18 protein-coding genes, 9 tRNA genes and 2 rRNA genes (1 of these 29 running past the window's edge) are annotated in these 23593 nt (G+C 48.1%); 3 read left to right on the top strand and 26 right to left on the bottom strand.

Features of this window, described 5'->3' with window-relative positions; all coding sequences use genetic code 11:
- The first annotated feature begins 229 nt into the window (after positions 1-229).
- Complete coding sequence (gene uraA / locus F4V51_RS22760; RefSeq protein ID WP_153979745.1) at positions 230-1546, top strand: uracil permease; 1317 nt, start codon at positions 230-232, stop codon at positions 1544-1546.
- Positions 1547-1732: 186 nt separating this feature from the next.
- Here the strand turns inward: uraA and F4V51_RS22765 are convergent, their stop codons facing one another.
- From F4V51_RS22765 to F4V51_RS22790, 6 genes are all read right to left on the bottom strand, one after another.
- The gene (locus tag F4V51_RS22765; RefSeq protein ID WP_095289483.1) at positions 1733-2245 is read right to left on the bottom strand and encodes an adenine phosphoribosyltransferase; all 513 of its coding nucleotides are present in this window, start codon (positions 2243-2245) and stop codon (positions 1733-1735) included.
- A 36-nt stretch (positions 2246-2281) separates the two neighbouring features.
- Positions 2282-4690, bottom strand: a complete 2409-nt coding sequence (gene recJ / locus F4V51_RS22770; protein ID WP_153979746.1) for a single-stranded-DNA-specific exonuclease RecJ — start codon at positions 4688-4690, stop codon at positions 2282-2284.
- Between the two features lie 40 nt (positions 4691-4730).
- Complete coding sequence (locus F4V51_RS22775) at positions 4731-5696, bottom strand: cation diffusion facilitator family transporter (protein WP_153979747.1); 966 nt, start codon at positions 5694-5696, stop codon at positions 4731-4733.
- Positions 5697-5769: 73 nt separating this feature from the next.
- The gene (secF, locus tag F4V51_RS22780; RefSeq protein WP_153979748.1) at positions 5770-6678 is read right to left on the bottom strand and encodes a protein translocase subunit SecF; all 909 of its coding nucleotides are present in this window, start codon (positions 6676-6678) and stop codon (positions 5770-5772) included.
- A complete protein-coding gene (gene secD, locus F4V51_RS22785) occupies positions 6668-7918 on the bottom strand; it encodes a protein translocase subunit SecD (protein ID WP_153979749.1) in 1251 nt (416 codons plus the stop codon). Before secD ends, secF begins: the two co-directional genes overlap by 11 nt.
- A 91-nt stretch (positions 7919-8009) precedes the next feature.
- Complete coding sequence (locus tag F4V51_RS22790; protein WP_095289489.1) at positions 8010-8249, bottom strand: post-transcriptional regulator; 240 nt, start codon at positions 8247-8249, stop codon at positions 8010-8012.
- 227 nt (positions 8250-8476) lie between these two features.
- Between F4V51_RS22790 and spoVB the strand changes: the two genes are divergently transcribed.
- Positions 8477-10087, top strand: coding sequence for a stage V sporulation protein B (gene spoVB, locus F4V51_RS22795; protein WP_153979750.1), 1611 nt, complete (start codon positions 8477-8479; stop codon positions 10085-10087).
- Between the two features lie 11 nt (positions 10088-10098).
- Here the strand turns inward: spoVB and F4V51_RS22800 are convergent, their stop codons facing one another.
- Positions 10099-10839, bottom strand: a complete 741-nt coding sequence (locus tag F4V51_RS22800; protein ID WP_153979751.1) for a YetF domain-containing protein — start codon at positions 10837-10839, stop codon at positions 10099-10101.
- Between the two features lie 183 nt (positions 10840-11022).
- On the opposite strand from F4V51_RS22800, the gene F4V51_RS22805 reads away from it, so the two are divergent.
- Positions 11023-11415, top strand: coding sequence for a TIGR04086 family membrane protein (locus F4V51_RS22805; RefSeq protein ID WP_095359806.1), 393 nt, complete (start codon positions 11023-11025; stop codon positions 11413-11415).
- Positions 11416-11501: 86 nt separating this feature from the next.
- Here the strand turns inward: F4V51_RS22805 and yajC are convergent, their stop codons facing one another.
- From yajC to F4V51_RS22900, 19 genes are all read right to left on the bottom strand, one after another.
- Positions 11502-11816, bottom strand: a complete 315-nt coding sequence (gene yajC, locus F4V51_RS22810) for a preprotein translocase subunit YajC (RefSeq protein ID WP_153979752.1) — start codon at positions 11814-11816, stop codon at positions 11502-11504.
- Positions 11817-11882: 66 nt separating this feature from the next.
- Entirely contained in the window at positions 11883-13019 is a 1137-nt protein-coding gene (gene tgt, locus F4V51_RS22815) for a tRNA guanosine(34) transglycosylase Tgt (protein ID WP_095289474.1), read from the bottom strand.
- Between the two features lie 53 nt (positions 13020-13072).
- On the bottom strand, positions 13073-14101 hold the full coding sequence (gene queA, locus F4V51_RS22820) for a tRNA preQ1(34) S-adenosylmethionine ribosyltransferase-isomerase QueA (RefSeq protein ID WP_153979753.1): 1029 nt from the start codon (positions 14099-14101) through the stop codon (positions 13073-13075).
- Between the two features lie 7 nt (positions 14102-14108).
- The gene (locus F4V51_RS22825) at positions 14109-16193 is read right to left on the bottom strand and encodes a SpoIID/LytB domain-containing protein (RefSeq protein ID WP_236146624.1); all 2085 of its coding nucleotides are present in this window, start codon (positions 16191-16193) and stop codon (positions 14109-14111) included.
- Between the two features lie 93 nt (positions 16194-16286).
- Positions 16287-17297 carry a Holliday junction branch migration DNA helicase RuvB gene (gene ruvB / locus F4V51_RS22830; protein WP_095289471.1) on the bottom strand — a complete coding sequence of 337 codons (1011 nt, stop codon included), beginning with the start codon at positions 17295-17297 and terminating at the stop codon, positions 16287-16289.
- Between the two features lie 54 nt (positions 17298-17351).
- The gene (gene ruvA, locus F4V51_RS22835) at positions 17352-17966 is read right to left on the bottom strand and encodes a Holliday junction branch migration protein RuvA (protein WP_153979755.1); all 615 of its coding nucleotides are present in this window, start codon (positions 17964-17966) and stop codon (positions 17352-17354) included.
- On the bottom strand, positions 17963-18466 hold the full coding sequence (gene ruvC, locus F4V51_RS22840; RefSeq protein WP_056701196.1) for a crossover junction endodeoxyribonuclease RuvC: 504 nt from the start codon (positions 18464-18466) through the stop codon (positions 17963-17965). The genes ruvA and ruvC overlap by 4 nt, the downstream gene beginning before the upstream one ends.
- Before the next feature lie 236 nt (positions 18467-18702).
- The gene (locus F4V51_RS22845) at positions 18703-19395 is read right to left on the bottom strand and encodes a BofC C-terminal domain-containing protein (protein ID WP_236146625.1); all 693 of its coding nucleotides are present in this window, start codon (positions 19393-19395) and stop codon (positions 18703-18705) included.
- Positions 19396-19550: 155 nt separating this feature from the next.
- Positions 19551-19624: transfer RNA gene (locus tag F4V51_RS22850), tRNA-Pro, on the bottom strand.
- A gap of 8 nt (positions 19625-19632) precedes the next feature.
- A tRNA-Leu gene (locus F4V51_RS22855) sits at positions 19633-19711 on the bottom strand.
- A 15-nt stretch (positions 19712-19726) separates the two neighbouring features.
- Positions 19727-19803, bottom strand: a tRNA-Arg gene (locus tag F4V51_RS22860).
- Between the two features lie 8 nt (positions 19804-19811).
- Positions 19812-19886 (bottom strand) — tRNA-Gly (locus F4V51_RS22865).
- Positions 19887-19899: 13 nt separating this feature from the next.
- A tRNA-Asp gene (locus F4V51_RS22870) sits at positions 19900-19977 on the bottom strand.
- Positions 19978-20004: 27 nt separating this feature from the next.
- Positions 20005-20078: transfer RNA gene (locus tag F4V51_RS22875), tRNA-Met, on the bottom strand.
- A 17-nt stretch (positions 20079-20095) separates the two neighbouring features.
- Positions 20096-20171, bottom strand: a tRNA-Val gene (locus F4V51_RS22880).
- A 124-nt stretch (positions 20172-20295) separates the two neighbouring features.
- Positions 20296-20367: transfer RNA gene (locus F4V51_RS22885), tRNA-Glu, on the bottom strand.
- 4 nt (positions 20368-20371) lie between these two features.
- A tRNA-Asn gene (locus F4V51_RS22890) sits at positions 20372-20447 on the bottom strand.
- A gap of 82 nt (positions 20448-20529) precedes the next feature.
- Positions 20530-20646: ribosomal RNA gene (gene rrf, locus F4V51_RS22895) — 5S ribosomal RNA — on the bottom strand.
- A 75-nt stretch (positions 20647-20721) separates the two neighbouring features.
- A 23S ribosomal RNA gene (locus tag F4V51_RS22900) occupies positions 20722-23593 on the bottom strand (it continues 54 nt past the right edge of the window).

The following is a 23593-nucleotide window of genomic DNA, read 5'->3' on the forward strand; positions in this document are numbered from 1 at the left end:
ATTTTTTTAAAGAATTTATGACTGGCCCATTCATATCTCCATAATCCGCTCAACGGGATTGAACCGTGCCTTTATCTTAAATATTATGGCCATTTATATTCGAAATAGAATCAATATTTGCTAAAAAACGTACATTCGAAGCCAAATCGCAAAAAATGTTATTGCTTAATTAAGAGAAACTCTGTAATCTATTGAAGATTTGTGTTTCGGAAAAGGAGATGAATGTTCATTGCAACGCGAAATTCAGGTTAATCAGAAGATGCCACTAGGATCAGGCTCCCTGCTCAGTCTGCAGCATTTGTTTGCCATGTTTGGCAGCACAGTGCTTGTACCCAACCTGTTCGGGGTTGATCCAAGCATGATCCTGTTGATGAACGGTATCGGAACATTGCTTTACATATTGATGTGCAAAGGCAAAATACCAGCATACCTGGGTTCCAGCTTTGCTTTTATCGCGCCCGTTACAGTTGTTATAGAATCGCATCCGGGTAACGGCTACTCCATGGCCCTCGGAGCATTTATTATAACAGGCATTGTATTCTGTCTAGTCGCTCTTATCATCAAATATGCCGGAACAGGCTGGATTAATGTTGTGTTCCCTCCGGCAGTCATGGGAGCTATCGTAGCATTGATCGGTTTGGAACTCGTGCCTGTTGCAGCTGGAATGGCTGGGCTGATCAACTCTGATCCTGTGAATAACCCCAACTGGGTTCCTCAGGCCAAGCCCATTATTCTATCCATGGTGACTCTCGGTATCACTGTAATCGGAGCCGTAACCTTCCGTGGATTCCCTAAAATCATTCACATTCTGATCGGGATTGTATCCGGATATGTCCTTGGATACTTTATGGATGCAGTCGAAACGGATAAGATCGCAAGTGCTGATTTCATTTCAATGCCAACGATCACAACGCCGACGTTTGACTGGTCTGTTATCTTCACCATTTTGCCCGTGGCTCTAGTTGTTATTGTAGAGCACATCGGACATTTGCTCGTAACGAGCAGCATTGTTGGCAAGGATCTCTCCAAAGACCCTGGTCTCCATCGTTCCCTGCTCGGAAACGGAGTTTCCACTATACTGTCCGGTTTTGTTGGATCCACGCCGAATACGACCTATGGTGAAAATATCGGTGTTATGGCACTTACAAGAGTCTATTCCACCTACGTCATTGGTGGTGCAGCCATCATTGCAATCGTGCTCTCGTTCTCAGGAACGTTCTCGGCGCTTGTTGCCAACATTCCGGTACCGGTCATGGGCGGAGTATCCCTGCTTCTGTTTGGTGTCATTGCCGCATCCGGTCTGCGTATCCTCGTTGAGCAAAAGGTTGACTTCGCGAAGCCAACCAACCTGCTCCTGACAACGCTTGTGCTTGTCATCGGACTCAGCGGAACTGTGGTATCCATTTACGGAGTACAATTGAAAGGCATGGCACTGGCTACTATTGTCGGTATCCTGCTGAGCCTGTTGTTCAAATTGTTCGAAGTCCTCGGATGGTCTAATGACCAATCGGAAAAACAGCCCTTGACTGAGAAAACCCCGGACTAATGTCCTTGGTCGGATCATAACATCCACATTCGGGGTTACCAACAAACATAAATACCAAAAAGCCTGCTTTCTCAATTCCTAGGACATGAGAAAGCAGGCTTTTTAATAATCATTAATGCTGTATATTATTTCCCGGGAAACGGGAGATGCACTTTGAAGTGATAAGACAGCACGCATGCAGGGATCTTAGTAGTTCATCAACGTAAATACATCGATCTCCGGCAATTTGGCACGTCCATTCAGGTCAGACAGCTCAATCAGGAATGCTGCACCTACAACTTTGCCTCCCAATTGTTCAATCAGGTTAACGGAAGTTGCAATCGTTCCACCCGTTGCCAGCAAATCGTCAGCAATCAGGACATTTTGTCCTTTTTCAATTGCATCGGTATGCATCGCAAGTGTATCCTTGCCATATTCGAGATCATAACCTACTTCAATCGTCTCTCCAGGCAGTTTTCCACTTTTGCGAATCGGAGCAAAGCCGACACCAAGAGCGTATGCCAGAGGGGCGCCCACAACGAAACCACGTGCTTCAGGTCCAGCAATGACATCAATTTTGAGATCAGAAACCATTACTTTCAACTCATTGATTGCCTTGCGGTACATTTCTCCATCCTTCAACAATGTCGTAATGTCCTTGAAGCTGATTCCCGGTTGTGGAAAGTCAGGAATGACACGAATATACTCTTTAAAATCCAAAATAATCTCCTCCTAAAATAAATACACAACTTCCATCTAAGATACGCCCTTCATCCGGGATATCATCCATTGTGTCAGCTGCGGTGTAGATGCATCCAGCAGTACCTGTTCTGTCTCGGCCATGTTTTCCAATGCCTGATAATGACGGGACGAAGCCAGATCGCGTTTGGGCGGGTTATCCACAAACGATATTTTGCCATCCTTGCGGGTGATGAACGATAATTCTTCAAACACATCCAGCATCATGGTAATCATACGCGGCGAACATCCACACTGACGACTGAGCACAGGAGTAATCTCTTGTTCCTCTACCGGTTCAGCTCTCCATTTCGACACCAACATATATATACGCTTGAAGAGGTCTCTGGAAGGCATCTGAAGGCGATCTCGGCGGTTGCCTGATCCGTGCAGAAGGATGATATTCTCGGCTCCGCTGAACATGGCCAGCATGGCATCAAGTTGTTCCGGGGTTTCCGGCGTATCAAACACAAATAACGTCCGGACCTGTTCCTGTCCATAATGCTGCGCAGCAGCATTATACGGAAACAACCCGACCTTTCTATCATATACCCAAAGGCACGGTTCATACAATGAATTTCCCTCAGAAACATCGATATCCTTCCGGATAATCGCACCTACCGAGCCAGATGTATACCTTAAATGTACTTCAAGTGAACCAAGGAACTGTTTCATCGCGTTCAGTGGATCAGCATTCCCACGCAGATCGAAGACTTGAGCGTGTGGAACATGAATGTCCTGAAGCATCAATTGCGGTTTGCGCATCCCGTTCCATTCATTGATGGACAATTCGCCCATTACATCAATAAGCGTACCCGCAGGTAAATATTCGGCCAAAGCTCCCTTGCCAAAGGCAACCGTTTCGAGCTGCTGCCCGTCTTGTTCGAGAACCAGTTTCAGATGCCGTTTCTCCCGGCCCATCGTTCGTGTTTCTTTTACCATGACATTTCTCAAAACAAAACGAGGTGAAGGATTGCTCATGCCGAAAGGCTGAAGTCTGTCGATTTCCTGAATGACTTTCAGCGGCACGTCACTAATTCTACACTCGTCGTCTGCCAGTCGCTCAGGCATAAAATCCGCTTCCGTCAGAACGGCGGCTGCAAACTCATTCAACCCCGACTCCAGCTCTTCCAGCTGATCCCGATGAAGGGTCATGCCTGCAGCTGCCGGATGTCCACCATAGTGGTCCATTGTATGTTTACAAGCCGTGAGTGCCTCATAGATATCCAGGCCATCAATGGAGCGGGCAGAGCCTTTGCATACACCCGTCTCGGGGTCTATTCCCAAGATGAGCGTCGGACGATAATAGCGTTCCAGTATTTTGGAAGCCACGATGCCCACAACCCCCACATTCCAGCCTTCTCCCGCGAGAACAATCACATCGGGAACTTTACCGGAACGAAGCTGAATTTTTTGCTCCAACTGCGCGCTTGCCTCCTGGACAATGCCCTCGACAACCTGCTGCCGATCCCGATTCAACAGATCAAGTTGACCTGCAAGCATATGAGCCTCATCCAGGTTCTCGGTTGTAAGAAGCGAAACAGCTCTTCCTGCATGATCCAAACGACCACTGGCATTAATACGGGGAGCCATCGCAAAGGCAATGTTCACTGATGTCACCTGACTTTGATCTACACCGCTGATCTCAAGCAGCGCACTTATGCCTGGCAGACGTGTTCCCCGCATGGACTCAACGCCATAACTGACAATAACCCGGTTCTCTCCTTCAAGCGGCATGAGATCGGCGACGGTACCGATAGCAGCAATCTCCATCCATTCGCCAGGCACCTCACCGATCAGGGCTTGGGCCAGTTTCAAGGCTACTCCCGCGCCGGCCAAGCCTTTGAAAGGATAGGGACAATCGGGAAGTTTGGGATTAATCAGAGCAAACGCTTCTGGAAGAGTTTCAGGCGGTTCATGGTGATCCGTTACGATGACTTCCATTCCAAGTGTTGCCGCATATGCAATTTGTTCCACCGCACTGATTCCTGTATCGACCGTAATAATTAGAGTAACCCCTTGCTGATGGGCCCAGTCCAGCGCATGATTGTGCAATCCATAGCCTTCATTGGACCGATGAGGGATGTAGATATCATAGGATGCCCCAAGATGCCGCATTAAATGGATCATTAGCGAAGTACTGGACACACCATCTGCATCGTAATCTCCATAAATTAAAATATGTTCACCACGCTCCAGCGCAAGCCGGATACGGGGTACAGCTTCATTCATGCCCCGTAACAGATAAGGATCATGCATCTGCCCCAGATCTGGATGAAGAAACCGCTCTGCCTCAGTTTCATTATGGACTCCCCGGCTAACCAGCAAACGTCCAACAAGTGCTGAAACGGAAAGCGCCTGCGAGAGTCCCGCAGCCGCCTCCAAATCGATATTCGGTGTGTTCCACCGGTATTGCGAATAAAGCAATGATAACGCTCCTTTCCTGATCTACGGGACCCGCGCTTCATTACTGAATTAATGTCGCTTCATGATCGGGCAGTTCATGATTGGATTTGTATGGATATCCCGGATCATAAGGGATAGCCTGGATTTGTACTTCTTTTACATGACTAAATCGGGTTAACAGCAGGGTCTTGGCGCGATTGGCAATTTCCTGTGCTTCCAGCACCGAGATTCTCGGATTCACACTAATGACCAGTTCAACGGTTACAGCATGTTCCTGTTCCCGGGCAGTCAGATGCTCAATTGTAATAACACCATAAACCCGTTGTACCGTTTCCTTGAAATCCATGGCCTCTTCCTGTTCCAGTTCCTGAACGAGCGAGCCATAGACGGTATCTACAATCATGCGGTAACCCTTATGAAGCACGAAGCAGGAAGCAATAAGTGCGGCCGCTGGGTCCATATACAGCAGAACATGAATCCCCATCGTTTCACCAGCCATAGAACCTGCAATGCCTATGAGTACAGTGAGAGAACAATAGAGAGCACGACGATGTTCCTGAGCATAGGACAGAGCCTGCGACTGATTACGCCTGCGGTAATATCGATATTGAAATTGGAAAATAGCTTCTTTCACAGCAAGCGCAGCAAAAGCTGCAATAAGTGCATGATCGTATTTTGCCGATTCGCCAGGCTCATCCCCGGTCAATCCGGTCAGAGCAGAGATTGCAATCTGTAATCCTCCCATCAGGATCAGGACGGACAGCAGCACCGTAATCCCGGGCCTCGCCATGCGCGAATGCTCTCTGACCTTTTCCCTGCGAGCTTTGTTGCTATCCTGTACAGACTTCGAGGGGAAGAGACCTGCCAGTGAGGAAGCAGCTTCCGAGGCAGAATACAGACCATCGGCAAGCAGCGATTTGCTGTTCGCCATATAACCGACGCCAGCCTTAATCACTGCAAGTGTCATATTCCCGGCAATACCACTCCACGTTGCCGCTTGAGCAGCTGGAATACGTTCTCTGGTCATGAAAATTCCCCCTTAATCCTGTACGTAAAGTTGCAAAACCGCGCCTGACAGACGCGGCTTGCAAATAAGATGTTTAGTTGGATGCTTTAGCAGTTGCTTTAGGCTTTGTTGTCTGCTTGCCTTTGAGTGTAAACCACAACGGTGCTGCAATAAAGATGGAAGAGTATGCGCCGAACAATGTTCCGATTACCATTGCAAGCGAGAACATGCGGATGGACTCTCCACCGAAGATAAACAAGCAAAGTGACGCAATAAACACCGTAAATGTCGTATTTAATGAACGCGTCATTGTTTGTGATAAACTGCGGTTAACTACTTCACGCAAATCAGCTTTTGTTGTTTTCTTAGCAAAACGAAGGTTCTCTCTCATACGGTCAAAGATAACGATTGTATCATTAATCGAAAATCCGACAATCGTCAATACAGCAGTAATGAACGTCAAGTTCACTTCCAGCCGGAAGAGAGAGAATACACTGATGACCACAAACGCATCATGAAACAGAGAAACCACTGCTGCTACAGCGAAGCGCCACTCAAACCGGATAGCTACATAGATCATGATCCCGATACTGGCAATGAGTACAGCATAAATAGCATTACGCTCTAACTCTTTGGCCATTTCCGGATCAACCGTATTGACCTCATACGAAGCTGCTGAGTCCAGCTTGGTGAATTCCTCTTTGAATTTACTCTCCTGTGTTTCGTCCAATACGTTGGAGAAACGAACGTTAACCCGGTCTGAACCTGGCGTGATATTTACATCGCCTTCATTGACGCCAATGTCTTTGATAATCGGAGTAATCTGTTCAGACGTTATCGCTTTGGATACGGTAATATCCACATTCGAACCTGAGCGGAAATCAACCGCATAATTCAATCCTAGGGAGAACAAACTGATAATCCCTGCCAAAGTCAAAATAATGGAGAACGTATAGGCAATCTTACTGCCCTTAATGTAATCAAAGTTCCAATTAAAGCGCACGAATTTCACTCTCCTTCACTCCGAAGTACTTAGGCTTCTTCAACACGTTAGCCCGCACAAGCAGGGTCAACAGGAAGCGGGAGAAGAAAATATTCGTGATAATGCTGGTGACGATGTCAAAAATCAGCACGAGCGCGAAACCTTTGACTGCGCCTGTACCCAGGAAAAACATAACGGCCGCAGCAATGATGGTTGTGATATTGGAGTCGATAATGGTACGGAAGGAATGTTTGCTTCCTGCCTTAACCGACGACAGAATTGATTTACCACTCCGCATTTCTTCCTTAATCCGTTCGTACGTAATGATGTTGGCGTCAACCGCCATCCCAATACCCAAGATAAATGCTGCAATACCCGGAAGGGTAAGCACAAATTCTCCCATATAGAAGATCGCAAGTACCAGCCACGTATGTGTAATCAAGGCAAAGCTTGCGATGATCCCCGGTATGCGGTACAGACCAATCATGAACACTAAAATAATAACGGAACCGATCAAGCCCGCTTTAATCGTTTGGTCGAGAGACAATTTCCCCAGCGTTGCTCCAACGCTTTGCGAGTACTTCTCTGTAAGTTTCAGAGGGAGTGCACCCAGGTTAATGGTATCACGCAGCTGGTTTGCTTCCTCACGTGTGTAACTGCCTGTGATTTGCGCCGAACCGTCCGTCAATTGCTGCTGTACGGTTGGGGCAGAGAGCAGCTGATCATCCAGATAGATGGCCAGAGGTTGTCCAATAAGGCGCTTCGTAATTTCAGAAAATTTAGCCTTATCCTTAACTTGAATGTCAATCATGGGAGCATTGAGCTGATTAAAGACCACCTTCGCTCCATTCTCAACAAATTCATTTCCTCGAAGCTCAATCTTCGTATACTCGCCTTCCTTGTCATTCTCTCCTTTACTACGGAAAGTCAGGACGGCAGGTTCTTTCATTTTGGCTCTTACTTCAGCCTCGTCCGTAACACCAGCCAATTTCAAACGAATCCGGTTGGTTCCTTCTGTGGTTACTTCCGGCTCGCTTGTTCCGAGCGCATTGGCACGGCTTTCCAGACTTCTTGCAGTTTGTACCAAAGAGGCTTTGGTAACTTGCTGCCCTTGTTCCAGCGGCTCTGCTTCATATAAGATCTCGTAGCCTCCCTTTAAATCGAGGCCCAAGCGAATATTTTTGAGCAGGCCCGGACTTGTGCCCAACATAACTCCTGTGGTCACAAGCACGACCAGAATGAAACTGACAATTCTCTTCATGCCGTTCCTAGATCCCCCTTCATTCTCAATATTCCTATTATAGCGATGCCGTAAAAAGCAGTCAATTTCCAACACAAAAAGATCCCTTTCGTTAGAAAGAGGACCCCCGATATGCAGAAACGGTCATAAAGTTCATAAAGCTTGTTGCTTTCAGTGACAAAATGTCGTTCACCAATTGGTGAAGCGGTGGAATGCCCTGTTTTTCATATTTATGACTAACGCAATTCCAGACATCTTTGCTGGTCACATATTCGTACCCGACGAGCCTTAATTCCTCCGCCTTGCTGCGACATAACATCTCAATGGATTCTTCCAGCTCCATATCGTTCATTTCTTCCAAGCGGGGAGCGCCTCCCTTCTTACGCACAAGCCTTTATGCGGCATCAATATTACATAATTCGACTTCATATATTCAGATTCCTGCTTGCCCAATCTGGATCTTTTTGTTAATGAAGTCCAAGTTGTCATGAGAAGACAGTGGACTGGCATAGGATGAAGAACAACGGATTTGTCCCGTTTACGAGACCTGTTACTTTCAACCGGGAAAGAGGGGTAGTTTTGAAGAAGCAGACATTTATCCAGGGAGCCATGATCCTGCTCGCTGCAGGCATTATTAATCGTATTCTCGGCTTTATCCCCCGTATTGCGCTCCCTCGCGTAATCGGAGCAGAAGGAGTGGGTTTGTATCAGCTAAGCTATCCTTTCTTCATCGTACTTGTGACATTGATTACCGGAGGCATACCGCTCGCCGTTGCCAAACTCGTTGCTGAAGCAGATACAGGGGCCAACCGCTATTCTCCCCAGCGCATACTACAGATTAGTCTAAGCTTCACCTTGACCTTGGGCGTTGTTTTCATGTTTCTGTGCATTGTCTTTGCACCGTGGGTTACACGTTATGTTCTAACGGATGAGAGGGTGTATCATACGTTTGTAAGCATGAGTCCGATGATTGCGATCATAGCCGTGTCTGCGGTGTATCGCGGGTATTTTCAGGGCAAGCAGAATATGATTCCTACTGCCGCTTCCTCCATTACGGAAACCATCGTACGCATTATTTGCGTGATCTGGTTCTCCTGGCTGCTTCTCCCACAAGGTATTGCCCAGGCAGCAGCAGGGGCCATGCTCGGAGCACTCGTCGGTGAATTTGTAGGCATGCTTGTCCTGCTATGGAATTACAACAGACATAAAAAGGATCCTGATCGCTCCAACCATCTGATCCCACCAAATGCACATGTTCCCCCACCCGCACTACCCGTTGATTCAAATGCATCACAAACAGGATTGATCAGACGCCTCCTGGCCATCTCTGTACCCGTAACAGCAGGCCGTCTAGTAGGCTCACTCTCCTATCTTGCTGAAACCATTGTCACCGCTCAAAGTCTGGCTATTGCGGGCATATCCCGTGGACTGGCGACCGCTCAATATGGTGCGTTACAAGGCATGATCATTCCGCTGCTGCTCCTGCCGGGTGCACTGACTTCATCACTTGCCACATCACTTGTTCCCTCCCTGTCAGAAGCATCTGCACAGGGGGATCGGGCGCTCATCCATAAACGAATGCACCAGGCACTGCGGCTTGCGCTCGTCACAGGTGCCCCTTTTGCTGTTTTTATGTATGTGCTTGCCGAACCGATGTGTTTAGTACTGTATAATGATGCATCGATCGGAAGCATGCTTAAACTTATGGCTCCTTTTGCTCTGTTTATCTACATTCAGGCACCTCTTCAAGCTGCTCTGCAGGCACTCGATCGTCCAGGAAAAGCTCTTCTCAATACATTTATCGGTGCGGTCATTAAAATCACTTTGATTTTGCTGCTTGCATCCAAACCTGAATACGGCATTTTTGGTGCAGTAATTGCTATCTGTGTGAACTCAACTGTGGTTACTCTTTTACATGCCAGAAGTGTGCGCCATTTGCTTCAGTTCCGGTTCAAATGGATGGATTGGGTCAAAACAGCAGCCGGCATGGTTATTATGGGAGCAGCAACCCTTTTGGTTTATGAACATACGGCCATTTTGCTGCCCTTCTGGCTGAGAATGATCCTTGCCCCTCTTGCTGGTCTCATTGTTTATTTTATTGTGATGGGCATGACCCGCATGATTGACTTTCATGATCTCTCCCGGATGCCGATCATTGGTTCCTGGTTCCAACGGCGATCTCGGAAGTAAGCAGACTATCGCTATTTTTTATCATCCTTGAGGCTTACGAATACTTTGCCATTATGGTCGATGGAGCATATAAACACATCCTTGAAATCGAGCACACCCTTCTGTTGTATCTGGTTTTTCAGCCAAAAGCGTGTTTTCTGGATCAGCTCCAAATTTTGGTCTTGGACTTTACCATCCATAATTAACGGCAGGGGAAGGCCCTCGTATTTAATATTTTGAAAGCCATCGACCTTGTCCTGCCTGGGCTTTTTCATGTTATTTTGCGATGAACTGTTTCCTTGGCCCGAAGAAGAGTTGTTCATGGGGATAACCGTTAACTTCCCCGTCGTTTCCAAAATGGCAAATTCGACTTCACCAATACTGTCGATATTCTGTTCACGTAACTGCAGCAGCAGGTCATCCAAATTATATCGCTGTTTGCGCATTTCATCGCGATGCAGTGTACCCTTGGAGATGAGTACCGTCGGTTTGCCATCAATCATGAGTCGTAAGCGACGGCTCTTGAGACTTAGAAAAGCCATGCCAATCTGAACAACAAGTACAGTCACCATGGGCACAATGCCGTGAGACAACGGCTTATCTGTATCCTCGATGACAAATGCGGCTATCTCAGCAAGCATAATGGACACAACCAGATCGAACATGGATAGCTTTCCTATTTCCCTTTTACCCATAATCCGAATGGCCCCATAGACAATAAAATACATGAGAATTGTTCGAAAGATATGTGCTCCTATATCCGAAATGTTCATACCATGGTCCCTCCTTCACATCTGATTTACAAACAGATACCTGAAGCGTAATCCCTATTTTGACCTGAACCAGGTATGCCCATGCGAATCTTGATTGTTCATTTAATGGAAAATTCAGTTCATAACTCGTGAGGCTTGACCATACAATGTAATAATTTCAAACTTGTACAAGGGGGTTGCTTCATGCAGCTGATTCGCCGAGTGATTTCGTTTCGAATGTCCAACCCGATTTTGTCGGGCCTCTGCCATGCATTTGTATGGATGTTACTGGGAGCGTTAATCCTCTCCCTCTTTCTCTGGATGAGCAGCATGCGGGAGCAAGAACTTTCGCTTTACACGTATGTCGTTCATGGCTTGTCTTTACTGGTTGGAGGATTTGTAGCGGGAAAACGGTCTGGCGAAAAAGGCTGGTACCATGGAGGGCTAACCGGTATCATCTATGGACTGATCGTATTGCTTATTGGTTTCCTCGCTTTGGATGCTTCATTCAATTGGAAAGACAGTCTGCAGCTTGCAAGCGCATTTCTGATTTCGGCACTCGGAGGAATTTTCGGGGTGAATACACACAGATCGTAGAAGTTTGAATCGTATGACCTTACAGAGAAAAAGAAAAAGAGAACCGGGTCTCTAGAGATCCGGTTCTCTGCACTAACTACAATAATCTATTCAACAGCGGTTTCACGACTCACTGCACTGCTGATCGCATTACGGTCGAATGTAAGCTTAGTTACATCGTTTACACGAAGTACAACCACATCATCCGTAATTTCAGCGATCGTACCGTGAAGGCCACCGATCGTTACAATTTTATCGCCCTTTTTCAACTGGTTCAGCATTGCATTACGCTGCTTTTGCTTTTTGTTCTGTGGACGAATCATCAAGAAGTAGAAAATCGCAACCATGAGTACCAAAGGTACAATCAAAGATACAATTCCACCGCCTGCGTTGGCCGCTTGTAAAGGCATTCCCTGGAACATTCAAAACTCCCCCTTATCGACTATACTTTCAGATACTGCGTGTTTCTCCGGTTCTGCAAAACCTGATCAGAAACCTTTGTCGTTGTCATGAAGACCATATTGATCGAAAAATTCATCACGGAAATCAAGCAAACGATCTTCCATTATGGCTTTGCGCACATTGCGCATCAAATTCTGCAAGAAATGAAGATTATGAATGGTCGTCAAACGCAAGCCAAATGTTTCATCCGCTTTGATCAAATGACGCAGGTAAGCTCTGGAGTAGTTACGACAAGTATAGCAATCGCATTCAGGATCCAGTGGACCAAAATCTGTTGCAAACTTGGCGTTACGAACAACGAGTCTTCCCTGACTTGTCATTGTTGTTCCGTTACGGGCAATTCGGGTAGGCAGTACACAGTCGAACATGTCCACTCCACGAATCGATCCCTCAATCAATGCATCGGGCGAACCTACTCCCATCAAATAACGTGGTTTATTGGAAGGTAACAGCGGTACTGTGTAATCCAATACGCCATACATCAAATGTTTCGGCTCTCCAACACTCAGTCCACCAATAGCATACCCCGGGAAATCCATGGAAGTCAAATCTGCGGCGCTCTGACGACGCAAATCCTCGTGCATGCCTCCCTGTACGATAGCAAACAGGCCTTGATCATGCGGACGAGCATGACTTTCGAGGCAGCGTTCCGCCCAGCGGCTCGTTCTCTCAAGTGATTTTTTTACATATTCATATTCAGCCGGATACGGAGGACATTCATCAAATGCCATCATAATATCGGAGCCGAGTGCGTTCTGAACTTCCATGGCCACCTCGGGTGAAAGGAACTTTTTGTCTCCATTCAGGTGGGAACGGAAGTGAACGCCTTCTTCTGTAATTTTGCGCATCTCACTGAGGGAGAATACCTGAAACCCGCCGCTGTCCGTGAGAATCGGCCGATCCCAGTTCATGAACTTGTGAAGACCGCCAGCCTGGCGAACAATCTCGTGTCCTGGTCTGAGGAACAGGTGGTAGGTATTGCTCAGAATAATCTGTGCATCCATCTCCTTCAACTCTTCAGGACTCATTGTTTTTACAGTCGCCTGGGTACCAACAGGCATAAAGGTTGGTGTCTCGATAATACCATGCGGTGTATGTACACGTCCCAGACGCGCACCGGATTGTTTACATGTTTTGATATGTTCATACGTAATTGCTGCCATTGGTTTTAATCATCCTCTAAAATTAATCGTTAGCCTCAGTATGCCTTTGTGAATCAATAGATTAACATGGCATCGCCAAAACTGAAAAAGCGGTATTTCTCTTGAATCGCCTGCTCATATGCATTCATGATATGTTCTCTGCCTGCTAGTGCACTAACTAACATAACAAGTGTCGATTTCGGCAGATGAAAGTTTGTAAGCATGCCATCTATAACTTTGAAATTGTAACCTGGGTAGATAAAGATTTTGGTCCAGCCGCTGCTCTCCTGAAGCACCCCATCTTCGAACTTGCTGCCTACCGTTTCAAGCGTTCGACAGCTCGTCGTTCCTACTGCAAATACACGGTTACCACGTTTCTTCGTTTCGTTAATCAGGTTCGCCGTTTCCTGAGACATGGAGTAATACTCTTCGTGCATCTCATGCTCTTCCACAACATCAACAGACATTGGGCGGAATGTTCCGAGACCAACATGAAGCGTAATGAAAGTAACATTGACGCCTTTGGCACGGATCTGATCCAGCAGCTGATCCGTAAAATGCAGCCCAGCTGTTGGAGCCGCTGCTGATCCTTCGTGCTTTGCATACACCGTCTGGTATCTTTCGCGATCATCCAGAGTCTCTTTAATATAAGGAGGCAATGGCATCTCGCCCAAACGATCCAGGATCTCCTGGAAGATTCCGTTATAGGAGAATGTGAGGGTACGTGCACCCATTTCGCCTTCTTCATCAATGACAGCCTTAAGCTCATCACCGAATACAATAACTGAACCGGCTTTTAGCCTCTTCCCTGGTTTAACAAGAGCTTCCCAGCGGTCGCCTTCCACATTTTTCAGCAAAAGTACCTCTGCTTTGGCTCCGGTATCTTCTTTTGTACCGAACAGTCTCGCTGGCAATACCCGTGTGTCATTCAATACCAATGTGTCGCCAGGCTCTAGAAAGTTGATGATATCCGGGAACGAGCGATGGTTAACCTCACCGTTCTCCTTGTTCAATGTCAGCAGCCGCGATGCCGTACGATCAAGCAAAGGCGTCTGTGCAATCAACTGCTCTGGTAATTCAAAATCATATAAGTTCACATTCATTTTCAATTCATTCCTTAACAATAGTCGCATTTTGATAATAGTGTTTCAATATTGTCTGGTAATCATACCCTTCATCTGCCATACCTTTGGCACCCCATTGAGACAAGCCCAATCCGTGACCATTACCTTGGCCGATAAACATGAAGGTTTGACCCTGAGTTACTGCTCTGGCTTGACCATCACCGCTCATAACGACAAGAGCATTACCGGATGATGTTCCCGTTCCGGAAGCGGACAACACAGCAGCACCTTTTGATCCGGTTTTGCTTGAAGTTTGCCCGTCAGCGCCTAATACAGTATAACTTCCGGTCCCTGCAATATCAAATAAAGTACTCGGCAATCCTCCAAGTGCAGAACGATATGTATCTGCATATTTGACTGTCAAAGGTTGTCCATTCGCACTCACTTCAAGAGCTCTTCCTGAAGGTCCACGCTTTGTGACCTCCAGAGTTGAGATAGATGCCGGAACGGTGGTCGTTGTTTTCCCTTGTAACGCTTTAACCAACGCAGCAGAGGTAAATGGTCCTCTTACCCACGCGTAATCGTTGGATTGAGCCACTTTGGCCAAAACAACAGCCTCCGTGCCCGGGTTCATTTTCGCCACAGGTTCAACCGTGGATTGAATTAGCGGAATGGGACGTACATTGGTGTTTTGGGCAGTGACTGTGACTTTGGACAATCCTGCTTCTGTTTTAGTCGCTAATTCTTTTACATTATCCTCACGGATATATCCACTAACCCCTGAGCTTAGCAGTACATGGTACCATGTGTGTAAACCTGCCTGAGCTGACGCATCTCCAGGGCTGTCCACATTACTGAATACGCCTGCGCCCCCGTTCCATACTTCGGATGGGTGAGCCGTTTGGCCTCCAGCATTGGAAGAGAACACAGCTTCAACGATTTTACCGCCGCTTTTGATGACTTCACCTGCTGTTGCATCTACTGCACTTGTTACTTTATCGTTCTCCGAGCCTATTCCGTTATACGCTTGGCTGAGTGTCGTATCCACAACATTGGCGATTTTGAATCGCTCTCCCTGTTGAAGTGCGTAGGAACGAGCTGCGACAGCCTGAACTTTCAGAGCCTCTGCCGGCCAGGATGAATATACTTCAGCGCCTACAACCGAGTATAGATACTGCTCCAGCGGGACAACGTTGACCAAAGCCAAATCTCCGCCTACGATACTAACTTCCATGTCCCCACGGTATGTCCGTGCGGAACGCTCCAACACTTTAATCCCACTTCCATCACCCTGCACATAAGCTTTTGCTTCAGTTCCTGCAATCGTGTAATGTGGAGCAGTTTTCAGCGTATCTGTGCTGAGTCCCGCATCCTGTCGGATCATGAGCACATTGCTGTCAGATACTGGCGTCAAGCTTACGCCCGGTGCCTTGACTTCCACCGTTTTTTTCAATGCTGCTAGTTCTGCGTCCGTTACCGCTTCCCCGACCCACACTGAATATCCTTGAGCCCCGCCACTGAGCTGCAATACGGTAATGGCATTGATTCCAACGGCTAAGAGCGATTCCTGTGCAGCCACAGCTTCCTGAAGCGAACTGTAGCTCCCTGCTGACAAATGTTTGTTTCCCGTTACCACCGGTTTTTGACCGCCGAGCCCTGCTGCTGCCACCTTTTGCACTCGTGCAACAGCTTGTGTAGCCAAAGCTTCTGTCGCATAATTTCCTGTGTATAATTGATACGTGGCCTTACCGCTCAACGTCGTTGTGAACAGCAATGGTTTATCACTGGTCGCCTGCAACAATTTTGCTGCTGGTGCAGCAGTCTTAAAGTCCCCGGTTTCCAACACTTTCACACGAAATCCATCTGCACTGAAGCGAATTTGACCAGCAGGAAGTGTGAGACCCGCCCCGCTCTCTGATCCAATGCTCCATTTATCGGTTGATTCAAGTGTAATGAGAGGGGTTGTTGACTTATATGTGCTCCCCAGATTCGCAAACATGGCTACCCGAATCATCTGCCCGTTACTCTCTGCAGCAAAAGCGGGCACTTGCAGACATCCCACTGTTAAGAGTGCAGCAGCGAGTACCTTTAACCGCCGACTCCACTTCTTCTTTTGTAATGCTTTCCCCACGTTCAAACTCCTCTCCATGCTGTTTCTACACGTTATATCGGGAAGTTTACATAAAAACTTCAATTTGATTTCTTAAAAACTACAGAACTTGGTTTACTTTCCGTCCCTCGGCGGTATAGGCAAACCAAGATGATGATAAGCCAGATCCGTAACAACCCTGCCTCTTGGTGTACGCTGAATCATACCGATTTGCAGAAGATATGGCTCATAGACATCCTCAATCGTCTGACTTTCTTCACCAATCGTAGCTGCAATCGTATCCAGTCCAACGGGTCCTCCGCGGAAACTGTTAATCATGGATGTAAGCATCTTGTGGTCAATCTCGTCCAAACCGCGCGGGTCAATCTGAAGTCGTTTCAACGCTTCTTCAGCCAGTGCCTGGGTAATGATTCCATCGCCCCTTACCTGTGCAAAGTCACGTACCCGTTTTAGCAAACGATTGGCAATTCGCGGGGTCCCGCGTGAGCGAAGAGCAATCTCTTCTGCCGCATCGCCAACAATTTCAACACCCAAAATTTCCGTAGATCGTGAGACGATATAAGCCAGCTCATCCACCGTATAAAACTCCAACCGACTGATTACACCAAACCGGTCTCGAAGCGGTGCAGACAGCAACCCAGCACGTGTTGTAGCCCCGATCAAGGTGAATGGCGGAAGATCCAATCGCACGGAACGTGCACTTGGACCTTTTCCGATCATAATATCCAGGGCCGAGTCCTCCATGGCCGGGTACATTACTTCTTCAACGGTACGATGCAGACGATGAATCTCGTCAATAAACAGAACATCGCCTTCCTGCAGATTCGTCAACAGTGCAGCGAGATCACCCGGTCGTTCAATCGCCGGTCCCGATGTGGTACGCAAGTTTACGCCCAATTCATTGGCAACGATATTGGCAAGTGTCGTTTTACCAAGTCCTGGCGGACCGTAAAGCAGCACATGATCCAATGCTTCATTGCGTAATTTGGCAGCTTCAATATATATTTTCAAATTTTCCTTGACCTTGTTTTGCCCGATATACTCATTCAGATACCGGGGACGGAGGCTTAGTTCAACATTCTGATCCTCCATCATCAGGTTAGCGGAAATAATCCGGTCATCCATGTTCATCCCTACCTTTTTTTGTGCGGGCTACTGCCATTATATATGCAAATTCATCTATCCGGTAAACAGCATTTGCAGCGCACGTTTCATCAACACATCAACAGAATCAGCCGATGTAACATCCTTTTTCAATTTCAGCCACACTTTATCGAGCTCACCGTCTGTATAACCTAGAGCCTTCAAACCGTCACGAGCCTCATCCCAGGCCGAACCGCTTCCCGCTTCTTCAGAAGGTGGGGCAAACAAACCTGTAGCATAAGCCGCCGCTCCAAACCCGTCCAGCTTGTCTTTCAGATCCAAAATCATGCGCTGTGCTGTCTTTTTGCCGATACCCGGCAACTTCGTCAGGAACGTCAGGTTCTCCTGGTAGATCGCTGTAACGACATGGTCTGGCGTACCACCGGCCAAAATCCCCAGTGCCACCTTTGGTCCGATACCAGATACTTCAATCAATTTGCGGAACAAGCGCTGTTCTTCCCGTGTAACAAATCCAAACAGCAGCATCGCGTCTTCGCGCACATGATGATGGGTATACACTGTGATCTCGCCTTCCTGCTTCGCAAACGCAAACGGATTTGGACAAAACACACGGTATCCCACGCCATGAACATCCAGCACAATATAGTCATTCTCTACATGTACGAACTGTCCTCTTAGAAAATCAATCATTTTCGCAATACCTCATTCAACTTGGAATTTAATGTATATGAGTGCGCGTGACATACAGCCACAGCCAGAGCATCCGCTACGTCATCCGGCTTCGGTATAGCCTGTAAACGCAAGAACATTTTGACCATTTCCTGTACCTGCCGCTTCTCTGCTTTACCGTATCCTACAATCGCCTGTTTAATCTGCATTGGAGTATATTCCGCTATAGGCAATCCCTTCTGAGCAGCTGCAAGCACCATAACGCCTCTTGCCTGACTGACAGACATCGCTGTAGTTACATTCCTGTTAAAGAAAAGTTTCTCCAGTGCTACTGCATCTGGTTTGTATTTATCGATCAACTGCACCATGCCTTCATACACGTGAAGCAGCCGTTCTTCTTCAGGTGTATGAGCTTCAGTCTGAATGCAGCCATATTGTACGGGTACCACTTTACTACCGATCTTATCCACAAATCCAAAACCGACAATCGCAATCCCCGGGTCTATTCCCAAAAAACGCAAAACCATCTCTCCCTTACAATAAAGCGAACATATGTATCGTTCATTTCATTATAACAAAAGATAGACCCTGCGACAGGAAAAACTTTGTCTAATCTCAGGAGTGCATGGTTCGGCATCATACTTGCTTTTCTGCACGAATGCTTGTACTTGTCGACTCGTTATTTCTACGACAAAAAGGACATCTCTCGATGTCCGATGATTGACTTCTCGGTATGACCACTTTGGATGCTATCCATTCATCCGCCATTTCGAAGCTCTTCTTTATGTGGTCCATCAATGGCATAATCACTAAAAGTCGAAATCACGCTATTATATTCATCCTTGTCTTGTACACGGATACCTTGCTGTAGCTGCTCCAGTACTCCCTCAGGCAGAGAACTCTCCAACGATCCGACGTCCATTTGAAAAAAAGTGCGAATTACTTTTTCTTCTGCAGGTCGACCTTCGTAAAGATTAAGATTACCCACCGCATCCACGCTGATATATGCCTGTTTCTTGCAGAGCGGAGATAGATCATCCACTTGTTTCTTAATTTGCAATGTATCTGCAGACACTACCTCAGCCTCCCACTCCGGATGCTGTTGAAGTAATACTTTTAATTGAGGTATGGCCATTTTCCCCAATTGTTCCGTTTCAATTCCGCAGATATAATGCGTCTCCATGACCACAGAAGTTAAACGATCCGTCTCGGGTCTAAGTTGCCCCAATATGCTTTGTACCTCTTCTTCGGAACGTTCTTCTGTGACTGGAGCCATGGCTGTAGCGGCCTCACTGAAGTTAGTGGTTAACAGCCGCTCAATATGAGATGAAATCGACAACCCGCTGTATGCCAGGATCGTAATAGCCACCAATGAAGCAGCCATCCATGCAGTACGTTTCCAACGCCGCCATCGTCTTTTAAACTGTTTTCTGAATTTAAACGTGTTCACATGAACCCCTTCTATCACTTTTTTAAACCTAGTGTGACCGAAAGGATTATGCTTTATGCAAAATTAACCCAATGTGAAAAGGCAAAGTACTTTCCTCATTATTTTAGAAGACATAAAAGTGGACTATCTATAGTAAGATAGTCCACTTCTTAAGATCGGGATGACACGATTTGAACATGCGACCCCCTGGTCCCAAACCAGGTGCTCTACCAAGCTGAGCTACATCCCGTTATGTTATACCGGCGAGAGGACTCGAACCTCCACGGTTTCCCACTCGATTTTGAGTCGAGCGCGTCTGCCATTCCGCCACGCCGGCAAAAAAGTTATATAATGGCGCGCCCTGAGAGATTCGAACTCCCGGCCTTTTGATTCGTAGTCAAACGCTCTATCCAGCTGAGCTAAGGGCGCAAAATAATTGGAGCGGACGACGGGAATCGAACCCGCGACCCTCGCCTTGGCAAGGCGATGCTCTACCGCTGAGCCACGTCCGCATGCGGTATTAAATGGCGGAACCGACGGGATTCGAACCCGCGATCTCCTGCGTGACAGGCAGGCATGTTAGGCCAACTACACCACGGTTCCAAATCACTTTCTGTGAGGAAAGTTTAATTGCGGGGGCAGGATTTGAACCTGCGGCCTTCGGGTTATGAGCCCGACGAGCTACCGGGCTGCTCCACCCCGCGTCGTTATATAAATTATATGGTGGAGGCTGAGGGGCTCGAACCCCCGACCCTCTGCTTGTAAGGCAGATGCTCTCCCAGCTGAGCTAAGCCTCCATATCTATGACCCGTAGGGGATACTCTCACTTCGTTCGAGACTGCGTAGCAGTTGCTAACGAAGATAATCCTCCGACGAACCTTTGGGATTCTCATCCCCTTGATGCTTTAAAAAGTAAAGCTATGACCCGTAGGGGATTCGAACCCCTGTTACCTCCGTGAAAGGGAGGTGTCTTAACCCCTTGACCAACGGGCCTTACTGGCTCCCCGAACAGGACTCGAACCTGTGACAACTCGATTAACAGTCGAGTGCTCTACCAACTGAGCTATCAGGGAATAATATGCATTTGCAGGGCAAACGCAACATCGTACAACGCTAACATGCAAAGCCTGTTTTCTATGTAAGATGAAAGAGTTCGCTTGGCAGCGTCCTACTCTCCCAGGACCCTTCGGTCCAAGTACCATCGGCGCTAGAGGGCTTAACGGTCGTGTTCGGGATGGGTACGTGTGGAACCCCTCCGCCATCGCCACCAAACGAAGCTGCTATACACTCAGAGATCATTCTCTGAAAACTAGATCCGAAACGAAACTTGCGACTAAAACCTGCGATTTGGATAAGCCCTCGACCGATTAGTACTGGTCAGCTCCATGCATTACTGCACTTCCACCCCCAGCCTATCTACCTCGTCGTCTTCAAGGGGTCTTACATACTGGGAAATCTCATCTTGAGGGGGGCTTCACGCTTAGATGCTTTCAGCGCTTATCCCGTCCGTACATAGCTACCCAGCGGTGCTCCTGGCGGAACAACTGGTACACCAGCGGTACGTCCATCCCGGTCCTCTCGTACTAAGGACAGCTCCTCTCAAATTTCCTACGCCCACGACAGATAGGGACCGAACTGTCTCACGACGTTCTGAACCCAGCTCGCGTACCGCTTTAATGGGCGAACAGCCCAACCCTTGGGACCTACTTCAGCCCCAGGATGCGATGAGCCGACATCGAGGTGCCAAACCTCCCCGTCGATGTGGACTCTTGGGGGAGATAAGCCTGTTATCCCCAGGGTAGCTTTTATCCGTTGAGCGATGGCCCTTCCATGCGGTACCACCGGATCACTAAGCCCGACTTTCGTCCCTGCTCGACTTGTAGGTCTCGCAGTCAAGCTCCCTTATGCCTTTGCACTCTTCGAATGATTTCCAACCATTCTGAGGGAACCTTTGGGCGCCTCCGTTACTCTTTAGGAGGCGACCGCCCCAGTCAAACTGCCCACCTGACACTGTCCCCGTACCCGCTAAGGGCACCAGGTTAGAACCTAGATACGATCAGGGTGGTATCCCAACGGTGCCTCCACACAAGCTGGCGCTCATGCTTCAAAGGCTCCCACCTATCCTGTACAGATCGTACCCAAATTCAATATCAAGCTGCAGTAAAGCTCCATGGGGTCTTTCCGTCTTGTCGCGGGTAACCTGCATCTTCACAGGTATTAAAATTTCACCGGATCTCTCGTTGAGACAGCGCCCAAGTCGTTACGCCATTCGTGCGGGTCAGAATTTACCTGACAAGGAATTTCGCTACCTTAGGACCGTTATAGTTACGGCCGCCGTTTACTGGGGCTTCGGTTCACAGCTTCGGATTGCTCCTAACCGCTCCCCTTAACCTTCCAGCACCGGGCAGGCGTCAGCCCGTATACTTCGCCTTACGGCTTCGCACAGACCTGTGTTTTTGCTAAACAGTCGCTTGGGCCTTTTCACTGCGGCCCCCTCGTGCTATTCACACTAACGGGGCACCCCTTCTCCCGAAGTTACGGGGTCATTTTGCCGAGTTCCTTAACGAGAGTTCTTCCGCGCGCCTTAGAATTCTCTTCTCGCCTACCTGTGTCGGTTTGCGGTACGGGCACCTTCATCTGGCTAGAGGCTTTTCTTGGCAGTGTGAGATCATGACCTTCGCTACTGTAATTTTCACTCCCCATCACAGCTCAGCCTTACGATGTGCGGATTTGCCTACACATCAGCCTCACTGCTTGGACAGACATCCATCAGTCTGCGTCACTACCCTACTGCGTCCCCCCATCGCTCGTAACGATTTACGGTGGTACAGGAATTTCGACCTGTTGTCCTTCGACTACGCCTTTCGGCCTCGCCTTAGGTCCCGACTTACCCTGAGCGGACGAGCCTTCCTCAGGAACCCTTAGGCTTTCGGCGGATCAGATTCTCACTGATCTTTTCGTTACTCATACCGGCATTCTCACTTGTATAATGTCCAGCGCTCCTTACGGTACACCTTCAACCCTTATACAACGCTCCCCTACCCCTGATGCAAAGCATCAAGCCATAGCTTCGGTGGTGTGTTTAGCCCCGTTACATTTTCGGCGCAGAGTCACTCGACCAGTGAGCTATTACGCACTCTTTCAATGGTGGCTGCTTCTAAGCCAACATCCTGGTTGTCTGTGCAACTCCACATCCTTTCCCACTTAACACACACTTGGGGACCTTAGCTGATGGTCTGGGCTGTTTCCCTTTTGACAATGGATCTTAGCACTCACTGTCTGACTCCCGGAAGTAAGTCTATGGCATTCGGAGTTTGACTGAGCTTGGTAACCCTTGCGGGCCCCGCACCCAATCAGTGCTCTACCTCCACGACTCTATTTTCCGAGGCTAGCCCTAAAGCTATTTCGGGGAGAACCAGCTATCTCCGAGTTCGATTGGAATTTCTCCGCTACCCCCACCTCATCCCCGCACTTTTCAACGTGCGTGGGTTCGGGCCTCCAGTGCGTGTTACCGCACCTTCACCCTGGACAGGGGTAGATCACCCGGTTTCGGGTCTACGTCCACGTACTACATCGCCCTATTCAGACTCGCTTTCGCTGCGGCTCCGGCTCTTCACCTTAACCTTGCACGGGAACGTAACTCGCCGGTTCATTCTACAAAAGGCACGCCATCACCCCTAAAATGGGCTCTGACTTCTTGTAAGCACACGGTTTCAGGTTCTATTTCACTCCCCTTCCGGGGTGCTTTTCACCTTTCCCTCACGGTACTGCTTCACTATCGGTCGCTAGGAAGTATTTAGCCTTGGCAGATGGTCCTGCCGGATTCATACGGGGTTTCACGTGCCCCGCACTACTCGGGATCCGTCTCGGAGGGAACAGACTTTCAATTACAGGGCTTTTACCTTCTTTGGCGGGCCTTTCCAGACCTCTTCGTTTAACCGGTTCCTTTGTAACTCCATGTGAGACGTCCCACAACCCCAAAGAGCAAGCTCTCTGGTTTGGGCTGTTCCGCGTTCGCTCGCCGCTACTGACGGAATCACTATTGTTTTCTCTTCCTCAAGGTACTTAGATGTTTCAGTTCCCCTGGTATGCCTCTACACAACCTATGTATTCAGTTGTGAGTAACTGGATATTACCCCAGCTGGGTTTCCCCATTCGGACATCCCCGGATCAAAGCTTGCTTACAGCTCCCCGAGGCAGTATCGTTGTTCGCCACGTC

The sequence above is a fragment of the Paenibacillus xylanilyticus genome, from assembly GCF_009664365.1.
GTDB lineage: Bacteria > Bacillota > Bacilli > Paenibacillales > Paenibacillaceae > Paenibacillus > Paenibacillus xylanilyticus_A.